This is a genomic window from Streptomyces sp. NPDC050732 (genome assembly GCF_040654255.1).
Taxonomy (GTDB): Bacteria; Actinomycetota; Actinomycetes; order Streptomycetales; family Streptomycetaceae; genus Streptomyces.
In genome coordinates this window covers 68,676-84,845 of the sequence record NZ_JBFAHP010000004.1, presented here as the reverse complement: position 1 = coordinate 84,845, position 16,170 = coordinate 68,676, and the positions used below count along the sequence as shown (strand labels likewise).

The following is a 16,170-nucleotide window of genomic DNA, read 5'->3' as shown; positions in this document are numbered from 1 at the left end:
GTTCCTCGTTCCTCTTTTCTCGTGCACCGGCCGAGTGCCCAGGTCCTGGGGGTTCACTCCCGCCCCGTCCACGTCGAACGGCCATGGCTATAGTTCGTGAGTGTTTTCACGAATAGACCGCGGGACCGTGTTCGCCGCATCGCGCCGGCCGCGCACGGTCCTGTGGGCCGTGGCGGGAGCGGTGGCCGTCGCGTTCCTCATCGCACTGGAGATCGCCGCCCGCCGCTACGGCGGAGTGCCGGGGCCGATCACCAACCAGGCGCGGGAGGTGCTGTTCCCGCCCAAGCCCGGGCCGCTGTACGGCGGCCTCGCGCTGATGATGGTGGTGCTCACCTGGCGGCAGCGGTTCATCGCGGCCGGTGCCGCGATCGGCATCGACGCCGTCTTCGTGCTCGTGCGCTGGGCCGTCGACGCCGAGGTGCCCGAGGGCCAGTTCTTCGGCAACGGCGCCCTGTGGGCGATGCTCGGCTGTGCGGTCTTCGCGATCACCCGCCGCACCGGCGAGGAACGTGTCCTCCTGCTGAAGGGCGTCGGCCTGGGCCTTCTCCTGGTGGCCGGCCGCAAGACCGGTGACACCTGGCTGCTCATCACGGCGAAGACCCACCCGACGGTGCTCGACCCGTACGTGGCGGCCGCCGATCACGCCCTGGGCAACCCGTCGTGGCTGGCGGGCCGCGTCCTGGAGGCGTCAGGACCGGTCGCCGACGTGCTCGACCTCGTCTACGCCCAGCTCGCGGTGGCCGCGGTCGTCGCCGCCCTCTACCAGCTGCGCAACGTGGTGGCGGAGCGCCGCTTCCCGCGCCACCACCTGGTGCGCACCTTCCTGGTGATCGGCCTCCTCGGCCCGGGCATCTACATGATCTTCCCGGTGGTCGGGCCGATCTTCGCCTACGGCCCCGGCACCTCCGGCACCGGCGGCGTGGAGTGGGCGGTGGCCAACCTGTGGCCGCACACGCCGCCGACCCTCACCGCCCCGCACCCGGTGCCGTACGACGGGATCACCCCGCGCAACTGCATGCCGAGCCTGCACACGGCGTGGGCCACCGCGATCTTCATCCACTCCCGCAAGGGCCCGCGCCCGCTGCGGTACGCGGGGGCCTTCTGGCTGGTCGCCACGCTCGGCGCGACGCTCGGCTTCGGCTACCACTACGGCGTCGACCTCGTGGCGGGCGTGGTGTTCGCCCTCACGGTCGAGGGCGCCCTGCGCGCGTACGACCGGGGCTGGGGCCGGTCGGGGATCCGCCTCGTCGCCCACGGCACCGTGGTCTTCGCCGCGCTCCTGGTGTCGTACCGGTATCTGCCGATGGAGATGGCCGAACACGCGTGGCTGGCCGGTCCGCTGGTCGTCCTGTCGATGGTCTCGGTGATCCACTGCTACGTACGGACCACCAGGCTGTGGGACGCCGAGCCGGCACCGGTACGGCTGCCGCGGCAGCCGGAACCGCCGGTCGACGGCAGGTCGCTCCGCGTGGGTCCCGGGCCGGTGGGTACCGGGCCTCTATGAGCAACATCCTTGTGGGCACTTGTTCCTGGACCGATCCGGCGCTGGTGCGCAGCGGCTGGTACCCGCGCGGGCAGCGGGACGCGGCCGGGCGGTTGCGGTACTACGCCGAGCGGTTCCCCGTCGTCGAGGTCGACTCGACCTACTACGCGCTGCCCCGCGAACGCAACAGTCGGCTCTGGGTGGAGCGGACGCCGGACGGCTTCACGTTCGACGTGAAGGCGTTCTCGCTGCTCACCGGGCACCCGACGTCCCGGGTGACGCTGCCCGCCGACTGGCCGGCCGGGCTGCCCGCCGACAACCGGAGCGAGGAGGCCCTGGCGGAGGCCTGGGCGCGGTTCAGCGCCGGGATCGAGCCGTTGCGGCACGCCGGGCGGCTGGGCAGCGTGTTGTTCCAGTTCCCTCCGTGGCTGCGGCCCGGGGAGCGCGCCGAGGAGTTCCTCGCGGCGACGGCGCGCCGGACGCGGGGGTGGCCGGTGGCGGTGGAGTTCCGGCACCCCGACTGGTGGCGGGCGGAGAACGCCGGGGCGACCCGCGCGCTCCTGGCGGACCACGGCATGACGGCGGTCGCCGTCGACATGAACCAGTCGCTGCCGTCCGCCCTGCCGCCGTGCGCGCCGGTCACGCGGTCCCGGCTGGCCGTCGTGCGGTTCCACGGCCGCAGTGCCGCCTGGGGGCGCGGCAGCAAGGAGGACCGCTTCCGGTACGCGTACTCCGACGACGAACTCGCCGAGTGGCTGCCCCGGTTGCGCGGGCTCGCCGAGCGGGCCGAAGAGGTCCACGTCCTGTTCAACAACTGCTGTGCGGACGCGGCCGTGCGGGCCGCCGAGGCGATGACGCGCCTGCTCGGGGCCGACGCGTACGCAGCACCGGCTGTCATGCGATAAGATCAATCTCGCCTCCTCGCGCCGGACTTCCGGTCGAAGGACAGGCGTTGGTCGTCCAAGGAAAGACGCCCCGCTTCCTGCGGGGAAATGCAGGTGCAAGGCCTGCCCAGCGCTCAAGACAAGCCCCGGACTCCGCACGTGGGAGTCCGGGGCTTCTGTTTTCCGTCCCGGGGCGACGTCCCGCGTCACACCGCCCCGCGCCGCGTGTCCGAGCAAGGGAAGCAAGGCGGCACCCGCGCCGCCGAGACGCGAGAAAAGAGCGGCCCTCATGGACAGTTCACCGCCCGCCGGCCCCACCGCCGCGTCGGCCTGGCCCCTGCGGCGCACCGCCCTGCGCCGCACGCCCGTGTCGATGTGGAACGACGACGTGTCGGACTGGGCGGCGGCGTTGACGTACTACGCGATCCTCGCGGTGCTTCCGGCGCTGCTCGTCACCGTCAGCCTCATCAGTCTCGTCAGTCCCGCCACGACCCAGGAGCTCATCGCCGAGGTCACCGACTGGGCGCCCGCGGAATCGGGCCGTTCCCTGCAGGCATCGCTCAGCGAGATGGCGGAGGCGCGCTCCGCGGCGCTCACGGTGGTGATCGCCGGCGCGGTCAGCGCGCTGTGGTCCGCCTCCAGTTACGCGGCCGTGTTCCGCCGGGCGCTGCACGCGATGCACGGCGTCGAGGACTGCAGGCCCACCCTGCGGAAGGCGCACCGGGTGCTCATGACCGCGCTGACGCTGCTGGCCCTGCTGGCCGCCAGCGCGCTGCTGCTCGTCCTCACGGGTTCGATCGCGGAGGGCGTGGGGCGGCGCATCGGCCTCGGGGACGCGGGGCAGACGGCGTGGGCGGTCCTGAAGTGGCCCGCGCTGGTCTGCCTGGTCCTGCTGCTCGTCCTCGTCCTCTTCCGCAACGCGCCGCCCGAGGCCCGCGGCTGGCGCCACATCCTGCCCGGCGGAATGCTGTCCGCCCTGCTCTGGCTGCTCTCCTCGGGCCTGTTCACGCTGTACGCGAACGTCTTCGGAACCTACGGCAAGCTGTACGGATCCCTCGCGGGCGTCGTCGTCTTCCTCGTGTGGCTGTGGGTGTCCAACCTCGCCCTGCTCGCCGGGGCACAGTTCACGGTGGAGGTGGAACGCGCGCGGTCCGCCCGGGAAGACATGTCACTCCCCTCGCGCACACCACGCATCAGCTTGCCCGCTCCGGGTATCGGAGCCAGAACGGACCAGAGAGGCAGGCACTGATGTCCCCATCTCAGGACGTGGTCGAGCTGATCCTGAAGGACCACCGGATCGCGGGTGATCTGCTCGGTCAGCTGCGCAGCGGCACGGAGACCGTCCGCTCCCACGCGCTCCACGAGTTCGCGGATCTGTACGTCGCCCATGTGAGCGCCGAGGAGTCCGAGGTCTATCCCGAACTCACCCGGTACGAAGGCATCGACCAGGAGGTCATCGAACGCGGCGTGGCGGCGCACGAGGAGGGCGCGGAGGCGCTGCTCGATCTGTTCGAGGCCCATGCGGGCGCTCCGCACGCCTGGGACGACAGACTCGACGAACTCGTCGCGGCGGTGACCGAGTACACGCGGGAGACGGAGGGGACGCTGCTCGTGGACACCCGGGAGAGCGTCACGCGCGCGTGCCGGGTGCGGCTGGGCGCCGCGTTCGCCGAGGAGCGCTGCCGGCAGCTGCGGGCGCGCTGCGGCGACATCGACAACGTACGCCGCTACGTGAGCGGTTGACCGCCGCCGGGCCGGAAGGAGCTCAGCATGGGCATATCCCTGGAAGAGCTGCTGGAGCAGGTGCGGGAGCGAGGCGGTTTCACCAGCCGTCAGCAGGCGGCGGGAGCCGTGGAGAACGTACTGGCAGTCCTCGGCGCCCACCTGGTGGGTGACGATCGCACCGACCTGGCCCGGCTGCTGCCCGCCGGGTGCGGGACGCTGCTGGCCGACGCGGAGCCGGCCGGCGAGCCGCTGCCGCCCTCGGGCTTCGTCGACGCGGTGGCCGCGCGGACGGGCGAGGACACGGCCGGGGCGCGCCGCGCCGTCACCGCCGTGCTCGGCATCGTCGCGGGGGCGGCGGACGACGCGCTGCTGCGCCGCGTCCTCACCCAGCTCCCGCCGGGGCACGCGGGTCTGTTCGGCCGCACCGAACCGATCTGAACGGACGGCACGGTCCACCCGGTCCTTCCCTGGAGGCGCTGATGGCACGGAGAGATCGTTCGAGAACCGGCGGGCGGGCCGACGACGCCGGAGAACGGCGCGCGGCACCGCTGCGGCCGCTGGCCCGGGCGGTGACCATGCTGGCGGCCTTCGTCTGCATGGTCGCGTTCGGCGTGGTGCTCGCCCGGCTGACGCTTGAGCCGTCCGCGGGGTCCGAGGCGCTGACGCACAGCAACTTCACGCCGGGTGACTCCATCGACGAGTACCTCGCGCAGCCCGCGTTCCGCGACACCGTCAAGCAGCTCGGCGGGAACATCCTGCTGGGCGTGCCGTTCGGGATGCTGCTGCCCGTCGTGCTCCCCGGTACGCGGGGGCTGGTGCGGGTGGGCCTCGCCACCGCGGTGACCATGGTGCTCGTCGAGCTGGCGCAGGGCGCGTTCGTGACGGGCCGCACCTTCGACATCGACGACGTCATCCTCAACACGTCGGGGGCCCTGCTGGGCTATCTCGTCCTGGGCCGTCGCCTGGGGCGGGCCGTGCACCCCCGGCGGCGCCACTGGTGGCACCGCTTCACCAAGCGGGACGCGGCGGACGCCTGAGCCGGCACGGCCGCCCGGTCCTGGCTACTCCGCGAGACGGCCCATGCCCAGGCAGTGCAGCGTGGCCGCGGTGCGGGGGCAGGCGCCCCGCACGGCGAGGGAGCCCCCCACCGCCCTGAGGGCCCTGAGCGTCCCGAAGAAGACGCCCGCGCCCTCCCGCGCCAGGTAGGTGACCTCGGACAGGTCGACGGTCAGATGGCGGCAGCCGTCCTCGACCAGCGTGCGCAGCTGCGCGGCGAGCGAGTCGGCTTCGCGTGCGGTGATCTCGCCGCGGAGGGACACGCGGACCCGGCAGCCCGTGACGGTCACACACGCTATGCCCGCGCGCCGCAGTCTGCGCGCCGTGCCCGGATACGGGAGCCGGAGTGTCCTGCGGGGGTTCAGCGCTCCCGCCGCGGCCGGAGCGGGGGCGGGAGCGTGTTCGTCAGCATGCACGGGAGAGACCTTCCGGCGGTACGCCGTCCATCGGCCCGAGGCGGCCGAAGAGGTGCTTCTTTCATACGTCTATACCACGCTGTGACGACCGCTGCCAAGGGTTTCCATGGGGCGCCCGGGCCCTGCAGAGGGCTCCGACTGCTCACCGACGGCGCCGGAACCATTGGTCTACTCCACTTTCGCGACCTGTGGCAGCCGCCGCGTCCGGCTGACCAGACTTTCAGGCGGGCGGTTCCAGCAGCGCCAGCTCCGCCCGGACCGCTCCGCGCATCAGCTCGCGCGCGTGGTCCAGCCCAAGCCCGCCGCTGAGCCAGCGCGTGCTGAGCCCTTCGAGGAGGGCCGTGAGGCGTTCGCCCGCCGCGGCGAGGGCGGGGGCCGGGGCCGTCGGCCGCACCTGGCCGATGAGGGCCGCCACCTCCTGCACCCACACCAGGGTCGCCCTCGCCAGGTCCTCCCGCAGCACCTCGTCGAAGACGGCGCTGGCCCGCAACTCCCCCCAGGCCGAGCTGTTCTCCCTGACCTCCGGGGTGTCCTGCAGCTCCAGGAGGAGGACCTCCTCCAGCTCCTCCCGCGGCGTGAGCGGCCCGGCGTCCGTGCCGCGGGCGGTCGTGTAGCGCTCGGCGCGGGCGTTGATGAACTCAAGCGTGTGCCGCAGGATCCCGGTGCGGTCCTTGAAGTGGTAGTAGATCAGGCCGGTCGAGACGTTCGCCTCGGCGGCGAGCTCTTCGACACGCAGGCCGCGGACGCCACGGCGGGCGATGAGCCGTGCGGCGGCTTCGAGGATCCGGGTGGTGCGGGGCGCCATGGAACCGCACCCTACCGGGCCGTCCCCGCCGTTCTTTGACTGAATTTTCAGTCCGTGTCAGAGTCGGGAGCGGAAACCCCGCTCGCCCGATGACCGGAGCTCACCGTGTCCCACCGTCCCCCGCCCCGCAGGTCGGCCCTCCGCATGCTCGCCGGAGTCGGCGCCGTCGCTCTGGGCGCCCCGGCGTGCGGCCCCGACGAGAAGGACGCGGCGGCCCCGGGCCCGCGCATGGGAGCCGAGTGGGAGAGCCACGCCCGCACCTTCATGGCGTGGCCCGCGCTGCGCTCCGTGTGGGGCGATGACCTGCCCGCCGTACGCGAGGACATCGCTCGCGTGGCCCGTGCCGTCGCGGAGTACGAGCACGTCGTGATGCTGGCCGGGCCCGGTCGGGTGGCGGCCGCCCGGAAGGCGTGCGGGAGCGGCGTCGAGGTCGTGCCGCTGGCCGTCGACGACCTGTGGGCCCGTGACACGGTGCCCGTGTTCGTGGAGGACGGCGGCAAGGTCACCGGTGTCGACCTCAACTTCAACGGGTGGGGCGACAAGCAGGAGCACACCCGCGACGCGCGGGTGGGCCGCACCCTTCTCGCCGAGTACGGCATCCCCCGCAGGAAGGCGCCGCTGGTCGCCGAGGGCGGGTCCCTGGAGACCGACGGCGAGGGCACGCTCCTCGTCACCGAGAGCTCGGTCGTCAACGGCAACCGGAACCCCGGGAAGAGCCGGGACCGGATCGAGGCCGAGCTGAAGCGGACCCTGGGCATCGAGAAGGCCGTCTGGCTGGCCGGCGTGCGCGGGCAGGACATCACCGACGCGCACGTCGACAGCCTCGTACGGTTCACCGCGCCGGGCGTGGTGCTCCTGGACAGGGCGCACCCCGACACGCCCGCCGACGTCTGGTCGCGCGCGGCCGACCAGGCGAAGGGCGTCCTGAGCGGGGCGACGGACGCGAAGGGCAGGCGCTTCGAGGTCGTCGGCCTGCCGCAGCCCGACCTGGCACGGATCACGGGCGGCGGCGACGACTTCGTGTCGACGTACATCAACTTCTACGTCGCCAACGGTGCCGTCTTCATGCCCCGGTTCGGGGACCGCCGGGCCGACAGCCGCGCCCGGAGCATCCTGCGGGAGCACTTCCCCGGGCGGGACGTCGTGCCGGTGCGGATCGACACCATCGCCTCCGGCGGCGGGGGCATCCACTGCGCCACGCACGACCAGCCGGGCCGCCCGGTCGGCTGAACCACCGGGCGACCGGGTCAGTGGCCTCCGGTGAGTTCGCCGCTGAGCTTCCCGTGGATCTCGGCGCTCGGCGTGTTCAGGCCGATGATCTCGACGGCCTTGCCGCGCCGCGCGTACTTGGTCTCGACCGCGTCGAGCGCGGCGACGGACGAGGCGTCCCAGATGTGGGCGGCGGTCAGGTCGATGACCACCTTGTCGGCGTCGGTGGTGTAGTCGAACTGTCCGACGAGGTCGTTGGACGAGGCGAAGAACAGCTCACCGGTCACGGAGTACACCAGGGTGCGCGCGTCGGGGCCGGGGACCGCGGTGACGTTCGCGAGGTGGGCGACGCGCCTGGCGAAGATGACCGTGGCGGTGAGGGTGCCGACGACGACGCCGACGGCGAGGTTGTGGGTGGCGACCACGCAGACCACGGTGACGACCATGACGGTGATCTCACCGGCGGGCATCCGCCTGAGCGTCTTCGGGGCGATGGAGTGCCAGTCGAACGTCGCGAAGCACACCATCACCATCACGGCGACCAGCGCGGCCATCGGGATGTCGGAGACGACCGGGCCGAAGACGATGCACAGCACCATCAGGAACGAGCCCGCCAGGAACGTGGAGAGCCGGGTGCGGGCCCCGGACACCTTCACGTTGATCATCGTCTGGCCGATCATGGCGCAGCCGCCCATGCCGCCGAAGAACCCGGTGACGATGTTGGCGATGCCCTGGCCGATGGACTCGCGGGTCTTGGACGAGTGGGTGTCGGTGATCTCGTCGACGAGCTTGGCCGTCATCAGGGACTCCATCAGGCCGACCAGCGCCATGGCGAGCGCGTAGGGGGCGATGGTGGTCAGGGTGTCCATGGTGAAGGGCACGTCGGGCAGGCCGGGGACCGGCAGCGCGGAGGGCAGCTCACCCTTGTCGCCGACCGTCGGCACGGCGATGCCCGCGGCGACCGTGACCGCGGTGAGGACGGCGATCGACACGAGCGGCGCGGGGACCACCTCGGTGACCCTGGGGAAGAACACCATGAGCGCGAGGCCGCCGGCGATCAGCGGATAGACGGCCCACGGCACGTCGTGCATCTCGGGGACCTGCGCCATGAAGACGAGGATGGCGAGGGAGTTGACGAAGCCGACCATCACGCTGCGCGGCACGAACCGCATCAGCCTGGCGACGCCGAGCGCGCCGAGAACGATCTGGAAGACGCCCGCCAGGATGACGGCGGCGACGAGATGGCCGAGGCCGTGCTCGCGGTTGAGCGGGGCGATCACCAGGGCGACGGCGCCGGTCGCCGCGGAGATCATCGCGCGGCGGCCGCCGACGACCGAGATCGTGACGGCCATCGTGAAGGACGCGAAGAGGCCGATCGCCGGGTCGACCCCGGCGATGATCGAGAACGAGATCGCCTCGGGGATCAGCGCCAGGGCGACGACGAGACCGCCCAGGATCTCGGTGCGCCACACCTTCGGGTCGGACAGCCAGTCGGGCTTGAGACCGCGCAGCCGTGCGGCCGGGGACAGTGCGGACGTGGGCAAGAAGGGTTACCTGTCGTGCTCGGGCGCGCCCGGTGTCGTGAGGGGGGCGAGCGGAGGACTTCGTACGCCCGCTGCAGGGGCGAAGGCTGACATCGGTCTTCGCCGGGGCGGCACCGAAGCCGCCCCCGAGGCTCACCCACTTTACCCGCGCCTGACAGCCGGCCGCCCTCAGCGGCGGCTCCGTACGAGCAGGTAGAGGAAGTACGGCGTGCCGATGACGGCGGTCATGAGTCCGGCACCGAGCTGGGCCGGGGCGATCGCCGTGCGGCCCACCAGGTCCGCGGCGCACACGAGGACGGCCCCGAGGAGCACCGCGACCGGCACCACCCGGACGTGCCGGCGGCCGACGAGGGCGCGGGCCGCGTGCGGCGCGACGAGTCCGACGAAGCCGATCGTGCCCGCCGCGGCGACGGCGGTGGCGCTCAGCAGGACGCTGAGGACGAGGAAGCCCAGGCGGCCGGGGCCCAGGTTCAGGCCGAGCAGCCTCGGCGTGTCCTCGTCGAGCGACACGAGGTCGAGTTCGGTGCGGCGCGCGACCGCGACGGCCAGGCCGACGACGAGGGCGACGGCGAGCGGCACCACGTCGGGCAGGGTCCGCCCGTAGGTGGAGCCCGCGAGCCAGGTGAGTGCCTTCGTCGCGTTGAACGGGTCGGTGAGGATGATGAGCAGGCTGACGACGGCCGCCGATCCGGTGGCGACGCCGAATCCGACGAGGACGAGCCGGTTCTGCCGGAACCCGCCCTTCGCCGCGAGGCCGAAGACGATGACCGCGCTGACCGCGGCGCCCGTGAAGGCACCGGCGGCGACGCTCCACGAGCCGGCCGCGGGCACCGTCGTCACGAGGAGGACGGCACCGACCGCGGCGCCGTTCGTGACGCCCAGGATGCCGGGGTCGGCGAGGGGGTTGCGGGTCACGGCCTGGATGAGGGTGCCCGCGAGGGCGAGGGCCGCGCCCGCGAGGAGGGCGGCGAGGACGCGCGGGACCCGGGTGTCGAGGACGAAGGAGACGGTCTGTCCCGCCCTGCCCTGCGCCCAGTTGACGACGTCGCCGAGGAGCAGCTTGCTGTCCCCGACGAGCACGGCGGCGACGGTCAGGCCGACGAGGACGGCCACGAGGACGGCGGTCGTGCCGATGAACGCGGTACGGCTGCGGATGCGCAGCTTGTCGGGCGGTGCGGCGCCCGCCGTGTCCCGGACGCGCGCGGCCATGGCGATCAGGAAGAGGGCGCCGACCAGGCTGGTGACGACGCCCGTCGGTACGGCGACCGCCAGGTCCGAGGGGACGACGGCGCGCAGCAGCACGTCGGAGCCGAGCACCAGGGCCGCCCCGGCGAGGCCCGCGAGCGGCAGGCGCGCCCGTGACCGGGTGAACGCCCGGAACCTGCGGCCCAGCGGGCGGACGAGGGCGGGGGCGCACAGGCCGACGAAGCCGACGGGTCCCGCGAGGGTGACGGCGGACGTGGAGAGCAGGGCGGCGAGGACGACGGCGGTGACGCGCGTGGCGCGGACGGGCACGCCGACGCCGCGCGCGGCGTCGTCCCCGAGGGCCAGGGCGTCGACCCTGCGGGCGAGCAGCACCAGGCCGATGAGGCCGACGACGCCGATGGGTGCCGTCTGCAGGACGCCGTCGAAGCCGTTCTGCGCGACGCTGCCCTGGTTCCACTTGTAGAGGCCCTGCGTCTCCTCCGGGAAGAGCAGGAGGAGTCCCTCGGTGACGGCGGTGAGGCCGAGGGTGAGGGCGCTGCCCGCGAGGACGAGCCGGACGGTGCCCGCGCCGAGGCCGGAGAGGCCGAGGACGACGGCCGCCGCGGCGAGGCCGCCGACGAACGCGATGCCGGAGGAGGCGAGGAGCGGCAGCGAGATGCCGGTGGCGGCGGCGAGGCCGAGGGCGAGGTAGGAGCCCGCGTTGACGGCGAGGGTGTCGGGCGAGGCGAGGACGTTGCGGCTGATGGCCTGGAGGGCGGCGCCGGCCGTGCCGAGCACGGCGCCGACGAGCAGCGCCGCGGTCATCCTCGGCAGCCGGGAGGCGATGACGACGGAGGCGTCGCCCGGGTCGGCCCGGCCGGTGAGGGCCTTCCACACCTCGGGCGGGCCGACGGCGGCCGTGCCCTGGGTGATGTCGACGACCGCGAGGGCGGCGACGAGGAGGAGCAGGGCGGCCGTCACCGCGGCCGCGCCCGTGCGGGACGCGGCTGCCGACGGACGGGTGGTCGGGGTGGTCGCGGTGACGGCCATGGCGTTACTTCTTCAGTGCCTCGACGACGGAGTCGACGTACTGGTTCATCGACGCGGGGCCGCCGAACATCCAGACGCCGTCGGGCAGCCGGTGGACGTTGCCCTTCTTCACGAATGGCAGGGAGGTCCACACCTTGTCCTTCTTCAGGACGCCGGTGAACGGGTTGCTGCTCTTGTCGCCGTCATTGCCGATGTAGGCGAACTGCACGTTCTTGTCGAGCTTGGTGAGGCCTTCGACGTCGGTGGTGCCGAGGCCGTACGCCTTGTCGCCCTTGACCGACCAGTCGTTCTTCAGGCCGAGCTTCTCGTTGACGGCGCCGATGAGCGAGCCGCTGGTGTAGGGCCGGATGGAGGTCTGGTTGCCGGTGACGTAGCCGTCGGCGAAGGCGTACTTCGTGCCGGCGTGACCGGCGGCGGCGAGCTTCTTCTTCCCCTCGGCGAGCTTGGCCTCGAACTCCTTCTTGAGCTGCGCGGACCGCTTCTCGGTGCCGGTGGCCTTGGCGAGGAGGTCGAGGTTCTCGGTCATCTGGCCGATGGGGTCCGCGGCGTCGGCGGGGCGCAGGTTGAGGACCGGGGCGATCTCCCGCAACTGCTTGACGGCGGCGGCCGGCAGGTCGGTGGTCGCGATGATGAGGTCGGGCTTGAGGGACGCGATGGTGTCCATGCTCGGCTCGCCGCGGGTGCCGACGTCCTTGGGGTCGTTCTTCAGCGGGGCGGCGGTGTCCCAGGTCGTGTAGCCCTTGACGTCGGCGACGCCGGTCGGCTCGACGCCGAGGGATATCAGGCTCTCGACGGCGTTCCACTCGGTGCCGACGATCTTCTTGGCCGGCCCGTTCAGCTTCACCTTCGTGCCGGTGCCGTCGGTGAGGGTGATGGAGTCGGCGGTCTTCTTCGCGTCGTCGGCGGCGGGCTCGGTGGTGCCGCAGGAGGACAGGGCGAGGGCCGCGGCGGTGGCGGCCGCCGCGGTGAACAGGAGGCGTCTCATGAGGTGGTGCTGAGCCTTTCGCTTCGCGAGTGGTGGCGGCCGATGGCGCGGGTGCGCAGGCGGCCGGTGAGGGGGTCGGAGTCGACTTCGATACGGATGCCGTACGTGTCGGTGAGCCGCCCCGGTGTCAGTACGTCCGCGGGGTCGCCGTCCGCGACGACGCGTCCGGCGTCGAGCAGCAGGATCCGGTCGGCGACCGCCGCGGCCTGGTCGAGGTCGTGCAGGACGGCGCCGACGGCGATGCCGTGGTCGTCCGCCAGGTCCCGCACGAGGTCGAGGAGTTCGACCTGGTAGCGCAGGTCGAGGTGGTTCGTCGGTTCGTCGAGCAGGAGCACGCCCGTTTCCTGGGCGAGGCAGCCGGCGAGCCAGACGCGCTGGAGCTGTCCTCCGGAGAGGTGCTCGGCCCCGCGTTCGGCGAGGTCGGCGACGCCGGTCAGGGCGAGCGCCCGGTCGACCGCGGCCCGGCCGCCCGGGTCTGCCTTGCCCCAGCGGCCGCGGTGCGGGTAGCGGCCGAATTCGACCACGTCCCGCACGGTGAGACCGCTGGGTGTGGGGCGTCCCTGGGTGAGCAGGGCGACGTGGCGGGAGAACTCGCGGGCGCTGAGGGCGAGGCCGTCGGTGCCGTCGTCGATGACGAGGGTGGCGGTGCGGGGCCGCTGCAGCCGCGCGAGCGTGCGCAGCAGCGTCGACTTGCCGCTTCCGTTGGGTCCCACCAGGACGGTCACGTCGCCGGGCCGCAGGGTCATCGAGGCGTCGTGGACGACGTCGACGCCTTCGTACGCCACGGTGACGCCCGTGGCCGACAGTTGATGACCCTGGGGGCGCGTGGCCGTGTCGGTCTCTTCACCTTCATGCACGCGGCAGAGGTTAGCCTAACCTAACCGTGGCGCGAAACAGGCCCCCAACTGTTCGATACAAGGGGATATTCGGCCAGATTGAATTGGACGCGTGTGACGGAGCCGTCCGGCCACTGGAACTCGATGCTGTCCGGAGTCGCCCCGACCACCCTCACCGCTTCGGGGAGCGGGGTCGGGCCCGGTTCTCCGGTGAGGGTGGCCAGGGCGGCGAAGAGCGCGGGGCCGGTGACCTCCGCGGTCAGCCGGGGGACGTGCACCGAGCGCGCGTACGCCGTGCCTCGGGGTGCGCGGATCTCGTCCCGGGCCGTCCAGCCGTGCAGGGCGTGCAGGTGGCCGCGCACGGGTCCGTCGGCGGGCGTGGCCCAGCCCGTCTGGGTCGCGCGGGCTCCGGGCGGGGCGCCCGTCACGCGGTGCACCCGCAGTTCGTACCGGCCCCGGGCCACCGTCACGCTCTCCACGCGCAGGCCCGGCACCATCGGCGGGCCCTCCGTGAAGACGGGGCGGTGCCAGGACGCCGCCCAGTCGGGGCCGCTGCCCAGGGGGTGGATGCGGCGGCGGACGCTGGGGACACCGGCGACCTCGACGGCGAAGTGGTTGTCGGGGATGTTCCCGGGCGCTGTCGGGCCGGTGTGCGTGGAGTACGCCTGGTGGCCGTAAAGGGGGTCATGCTGCCCGGCCGACTCCCCCTCGTGCGGGCGCACGTCGTCGCTGCCGTGGTTGTGGAGGCGGACGATTCCGTCGGCGCGCGTCGACTGCACCAGAAGGCCGGGGCCGGGCAGCGCCAGGACGTGGTCGGCCGTCTCGACGGGAGCGCGCTCTTCCGTGGCGGTCCACAGCGCGTGGTCCGCGGGGGCCAGCAGCGCGACGAACGCCTTCGACGCCCAGTACGGGGATGCCGGGCCCGAGTAGCGCTGGACGGTCGGCTCGTGCGGGCCGTGCCAGCCGAGGGTCAGCAGGCCGTCGCCGTCCACCGCGCCGCGGTCCAGGAAGTGGCGCAGGGCTCCGCTGATCAGGCGCCGCGAGGCCCCGGGGGTCAGGGGGGTGTGGCCGGTGATCGCGCCGAGGGCCACGCTCGCCCCGGCGGCGAACCGGTAGGCGAGGGAGCGGCCGAAGTGGACCGGGGCCCCGTCGCCGCCGAAGAGGTGGCCGTAGCCCGCCAGGTGCGCGCCGAGCCGGGGGCCGAGCCGGTCCAACAGCGCCTTGTCCCCGGCCAGTTGGGCCTCAAGGACCGGATAGAGGTGCAGCGCCCAGCCGTTGTAGTGGTCGAAGGCGCGGCCGTCGCCGTCCGAGTACCAGCCGTCGCCGACGTACCAGCCCTCCAGGAGTTCCAGCGCCCGCTCCCGCGCCCACCGCGTCTCCTCGTCGCCGCGGCCGACCGATTCGAGGAAGGCGGCGACGGTGTAGGGGAAGAGATACCAGTTGTTGGGGGCGGGCACGTGGCGCAGGGCGCCGCGCAGCCAGGCCTCCGCCCGGTCCCGTACCGGCTCGTCGAGGTGGTCCCACAGCCACGGCCGGGTCAGGCGCAGACCGAGCGCCACGGAGGCGGACTCGACCATGGGCTGGCCCTGTATGTGGTGGTCCAGGACGAGCGGCCAGGACTCGGTGTCGTGGCGGCCGGGGGCGGCGGTGCCGGCGGCGAGGCCTCGCGCGTAGCGGTCGAGCCAGCCGTGCGGGTCGTCGCCGCCGGCCCCCGCCACGCGGAACGCCGCCGCCAGGAACGTACGAGCGTACCCCTCAAGGCCGTCGGAGCGCACGCCCGACACGGACGGCCGGCCCGGCAGGTCCAGGAGCGCGCCTCCAGGTGTGGACCATCGCCAGGCCGCGTGCAGCAGACCGTCGGCCGCGGCCTCCCAGTGGGCGCGCGTGTACCCCGTATGAGGGCTCAAGTGGTGGTCCAGAGGGGGCACTTGCCAGGGCGCAGGGGTCGTGTGCCGGCTCATGCGAGGTACGCCATCCTGTCCTGCCGTACGGGGTGGGCGAAGCCGTCGCCCGCGGTCCAGCGGCGCACCTCGTCCACGGCGGCCTCCGCGAGGCGCCGCCATTCGTTGCCCTGGGAGCCCGCGAGGTGCGGGGTGAGCAGGACGTTGTCGGCGTCCCACAACGGGTGGTCGGGGGGCAGGACTTCGGGGTCGGTGACGTCGAGCACGGCGCGGATGCGGCCCTCGGTGACGGCCTCGGTGAGCGCGTCCTGGTCGACGACGGCGCCGCGAGCGGTGTTGATGAGCACGGTGTCGGGGCGCATGGCGGCGAGCAGTTCACGGCCGACCAGGCCTCGGGTGGCGGGCAGCAAAGGCGCGTGGACGCTCACGGTGTCGCTGTCCGCGAAGAGCGCGTCGAGCGGCACGAGTTCCACGCCGAGCGCGGCGGCGTCGTCCGCCGACACGTACGGGTCGTGCAGCAGCACCCGCAGGTCGTAGGGGCGCAGCAGTTCGATGACGCGGCGTCCGATGAGCGAGGCGGAGAGGATGCCCACCGTGCGGCGGTAGTTGCCGGTGGCGCGTGAGGTGCGCAGCCAGTCCACCTCCGTGCGGGTGACGCGGAAGTCGCGGGCGCTCTCCAGGACGCGCTTGCCGGTGAGCAGGATCATCGCGACGGTGTACTCGGCGACGGGCAGCGCGTTGGCCGCGGCGGCGGACGACACCTCGATGCCGCGTTCCCAGCACGCCTCGGTGACATGGGCGCGGATGGAGCCCGCCGTGTGGACGACGGCGCGCAGCGCGGGGGCGCCCGCGAGCACGTCGGCGGTGAGCGGCGGGCAGCCCCAGCCGGTGACGAGGAGTTCGGTGCCGGCCAGTACGGCCTTCGCGCGGTCCGTGCCGAAGTCGTCGAGGACGGGCGGGGGTTCGAGCGCCACTGTCCGCGCGAGGGCGTCGAGGGCCGACGGCTCCAGGACGGCCTCGGCCGCCTTCCGCGACATGGCGAGAGCGGCCCGGGGCCGGTGGGACGGTGACATCTTCCTCCTCGTGGAACG

General features: G+C 73.0%; 15 protein-coding genes. 7 read left to right on the top strand and 8 right to left on the bottom strand.

The window, feature by feature from the left end:
* Positions 1-127: 127 nt before the first annotated feature.
* The 6 genes from AB0H82_RS05175 (at position 128) to AB0H82_RS05150 (ending at position 5,129) form a co-directional block, all read left to right on the top strand.
* Complete coding sequence (locus tag AB0H82_RS05175; RefSeq protein ID WP_362988959.1) at positions 128-1,504, top strand: phosphatase PAP2 family protein; 1,377 nt, start codon at positions 128-130, stop codon at positions 1,502-1,504.
* The gene (locus AB0H82_RS05170) at positions 1,501-2,388 is read left to right on the top strand and encodes a DUF72 domain-containing protein (protein ID WP_362988957.1); all 888 of its coding nucleotides are present in this window, start codon (positions 1,501-1,503) and stop codon (positions 2,386-2,388) included. The genes AB0H82_RS05175 and AB0H82_RS05170 overlap by 4 nt, the downstream gene beginning before the upstream one ends.
* 268 nt (positions 2,389-2,656) lie before the next feature.
* Positions 2,657-3,616 (top strand): YihY/virulence factor BrkB family protein, encoded by a 960-nt coding sequence (locus AB0H82_RS05165; protein ID WP_362988955.1) that lies wholly within the window; start codon positions 2,657-2,659, stop codon positions 3,614-3,616.
* A complete protein-coding gene (locus AB0H82_RS05160) occupies positions 3,616-4,110 on the top strand; it encodes a hemerythrin domain-containing protein (RefSeq protein WP_362988953.1) in 495 nt (164 codons plus the stop codon). The genes AB0H82_RS05165 and AB0H82_RS05160 overlap by 1 nt, the downstream gene beginning before the upstream one ends.
* A 27-nt stretch (positions 4,111-4,137) precedes the next feature.
* Positions 4,138-4,530 (top strand): DUF2267 domain-containing protein, encoded by a 393-nt coding sequence (locus AB0H82_RS05155; protein WP_362988952.1) that lies wholly within the window; start codon positions 4,138-4,140, stop codon positions 4,528-4,530.
* A 41-nt stretch (positions 4,531-4,571) separates the two neighbouring features.
* On the top strand, positions 4,572-5,129 hold the full coding sequence (locus tag AB0H82_RS05150; protein ID WP_362988951.1) for a VanZ family protein: 558 nt from the start codon (positions 4,572-4,574) through the stop codon (positions 5,127-5,129).
* A 24-nt stretch (positions 5,130-5,153) separates the two neighbouring features.
* Here AB0H82_RS05150 and AB0H82_RS05145 read toward each other — a convergent pair whose 3' ends face one another.
* Both AB0H82_RS05145 and AB0H82_RS05140 read right to left on the bottom strand, forming a co-directional pair.
* On the bottom strand, positions 5,154-5,564 hold the full coding sequence (locus AB0H82_RS05145) for an STAS domain-containing protein (RefSeq protein ID WP_362988949.1): 411 nt from the start codon (positions 5,562-5,564) through the stop codon (positions 5,154-5,156).
* A gap of 220 nt (positions 5,565-5,784) precedes the next feature.
* Positions 5,785-6,369: a helix-turn-helix domain-containing protein gene (locus AB0H82_RS05140; protein WP_362988947.1), complete on the bottom strand. Its 585-nt coding sequence runs from the start codon at positions 6,367-6,369 to the stop codon at positions 5,785-5,787.
* A 105-nt stretch (positions 6,370-6,474) separates the two neighbouring features.
* Between AB0H82_RS05140 and AB0H82_RS05135 the strand changes: the two genes are divergently transcribed.
* Entirely contained in the window at positions 6,475-7,599 is a 1,125-nt protein-coding gene (locus AB0H82_RS05135; RefSeq protein WP_362988945.1) for an agmatine deiminase family protein, read from the top strand.
* A gap of 17 nt (positions 7,600-7,616) precedes the next feature.
* Here AB0H82_RS05135 and AB0H82_RS05130 read toward each other — a convergent pair whose 3' ends face one another.
* From AB0H82_RS05130 to AB0H82_RS05105, 6 genes are all read right to left on the bottom strand, one after another.
* Positions 7,617-9,122, bottom strand: coding sequence for a SulP family inorganic anion transporter (locus tag AB0H82_RS05130; RefSeq protein ID WP_362988943.1), 1,506 nt, complete (start codon positions 9,120-9,122; stop codon positions 7,617-7,619).
* A 168-nt stretch (positions 9,123-9,290) separates the two neighbouring features.
* Positions 9,291-11,357: an iron ABC transporter permease gene (locus tag AB0H82_RS05125; protein ID WP_362988941.1), complete on the bottom strand. Its 2,067-nt coding sequence runs from the start codon at positions 11,355-11,357 to the stop codon at positions 9,291-9,293.
* Between the two features lie 4 nt (positions 11,358-11,361).
* On the bottom strand, positions 11,362-12,342 hold the full coding sequence (locus tag AB0H82_RS05120) for an iron-siderophore ABC transporter substrate-binding protein (protein ID WP_362988940.1): 981 nt from the start codon (positions 12,340-12,342) through the stop codon (positions 11,362-11,364).
* The gene (locus AB0H82_RS05115) at positions 12,339-13,199 is read right to left on the bottom strand and encodes an ABC transporter ATP-binding protein (RefSeq protein WP_362988938.1); all 861 of its coding nucleotides are present in this window, start codon (positions 13,197-13,199) and stop codon (positions 12,339-12,341) included. The genes AB0H82_RS05120 and AB0H82_RS05115 overlap by 4 nt, the downstream gene beginning before the upstream one ends.
* A gap of 20 nt (positions 13,200-13,219) precedes the next feature.
* On the bottom strand, positions 13,220-15,139 hold the full coding sequence (locus AB0H82_RS05110; RefSeq protein ID WP_362988937.1) for a DUF2264 domain-containing protein: 1,920 nt from the start codon (positions 15,137-15,139) through the stop codon (positions 13,220-13,222).
* A complete protein-coding gene (locus AB0H82_RS05105; RefSeq protein WP_362988935.1) occupies positions 15,136-16,152 on the bottom strand; it encodes a hydroxyacid dehydrogenase in 1,017 nt (338 codons plus the stop codon). Before AB0H82_RS05105 ends, AB0H82_RS05110 begins: the two co-directional genes overlap by 4 nt.
* Positions 16,153-16,170: the final 18 nt, after the last annotated feature.

Bases quoted from the DNA above. Each gene is read 5' to 3' on its own strand.
- AB0H82_RS05170 (WP_362988957.1), top strand. From the start codon at position 1,501: ATGAGCAACATCCTTGTGGGCACTTGTTCCTGGACCGATCCGGCGCTG.
- AB0H82_RS05165 (WP_362988955.1), top strand. From the start codon at position 2,657: ATGGACAGTTCACCGCCCGCCGGCCCCACCGCCGCGTCGGCCTGGCCC.
- AB0H82_RS05160 (WP_362988953.1), top strand. From the start codon at position 3,616: ATGTCCCCATCTCAGGACGTGGTCGAGCTGATCCTGAAGGACCACCGG.
- AB0H82_RS05155 (WP_362988952.1), top strand. From the start codon at position 4,138: ATGGGCATATCCCTGGAAGAGCTGCTGGAGCAGGTGCGGGAGCGAGGC.
- AB0H82_RS05150 (WP_362988951.1), top strand. From the start codon at position 4,572: ATGGCACGGAGAGATCGTTCGAGAACCGGCGGGCGGGCCGACGACGCC.
- AB0H82_RS05140 (WP_362988947.1), bottom strand. From the start codon at position 6,369: ATGGCGCCCCGCACCACCCGGATCCTCGAAGCCGCCGCACGGCTCATC.
- AB0H82_RS05125 (WP_362988941.1), bottom strand. From the start codon at position 11,357: ATGGCCGTCACCGCGACCACCCCGACCACCCGTCCGTCGGCAGCCGCG.
- AB0H82_RS05120 (WP_362988940.1), bottom strand. From the start codon at position 12,342: ATGAGACGCCTCCTGTTCACCGCGGCGGCCGCCACCGCCGCGGCCCTC.
- AB0H82_RS05110 (WP_362988937.1), bottom strand. From the start codon at position 15,139: ATGAGCCGGCACACGACCCCTGCGCCCTGGCAAGTGCCCCCTCTGGAC.
- AB0H82_RS05105 (WP_362988935.1), bottom strand. From the start codon at position 16,152: ATGTCACCGTCCCACCGGCCCCGGGCCGCTCTCGCCATGTCGCGGAAG.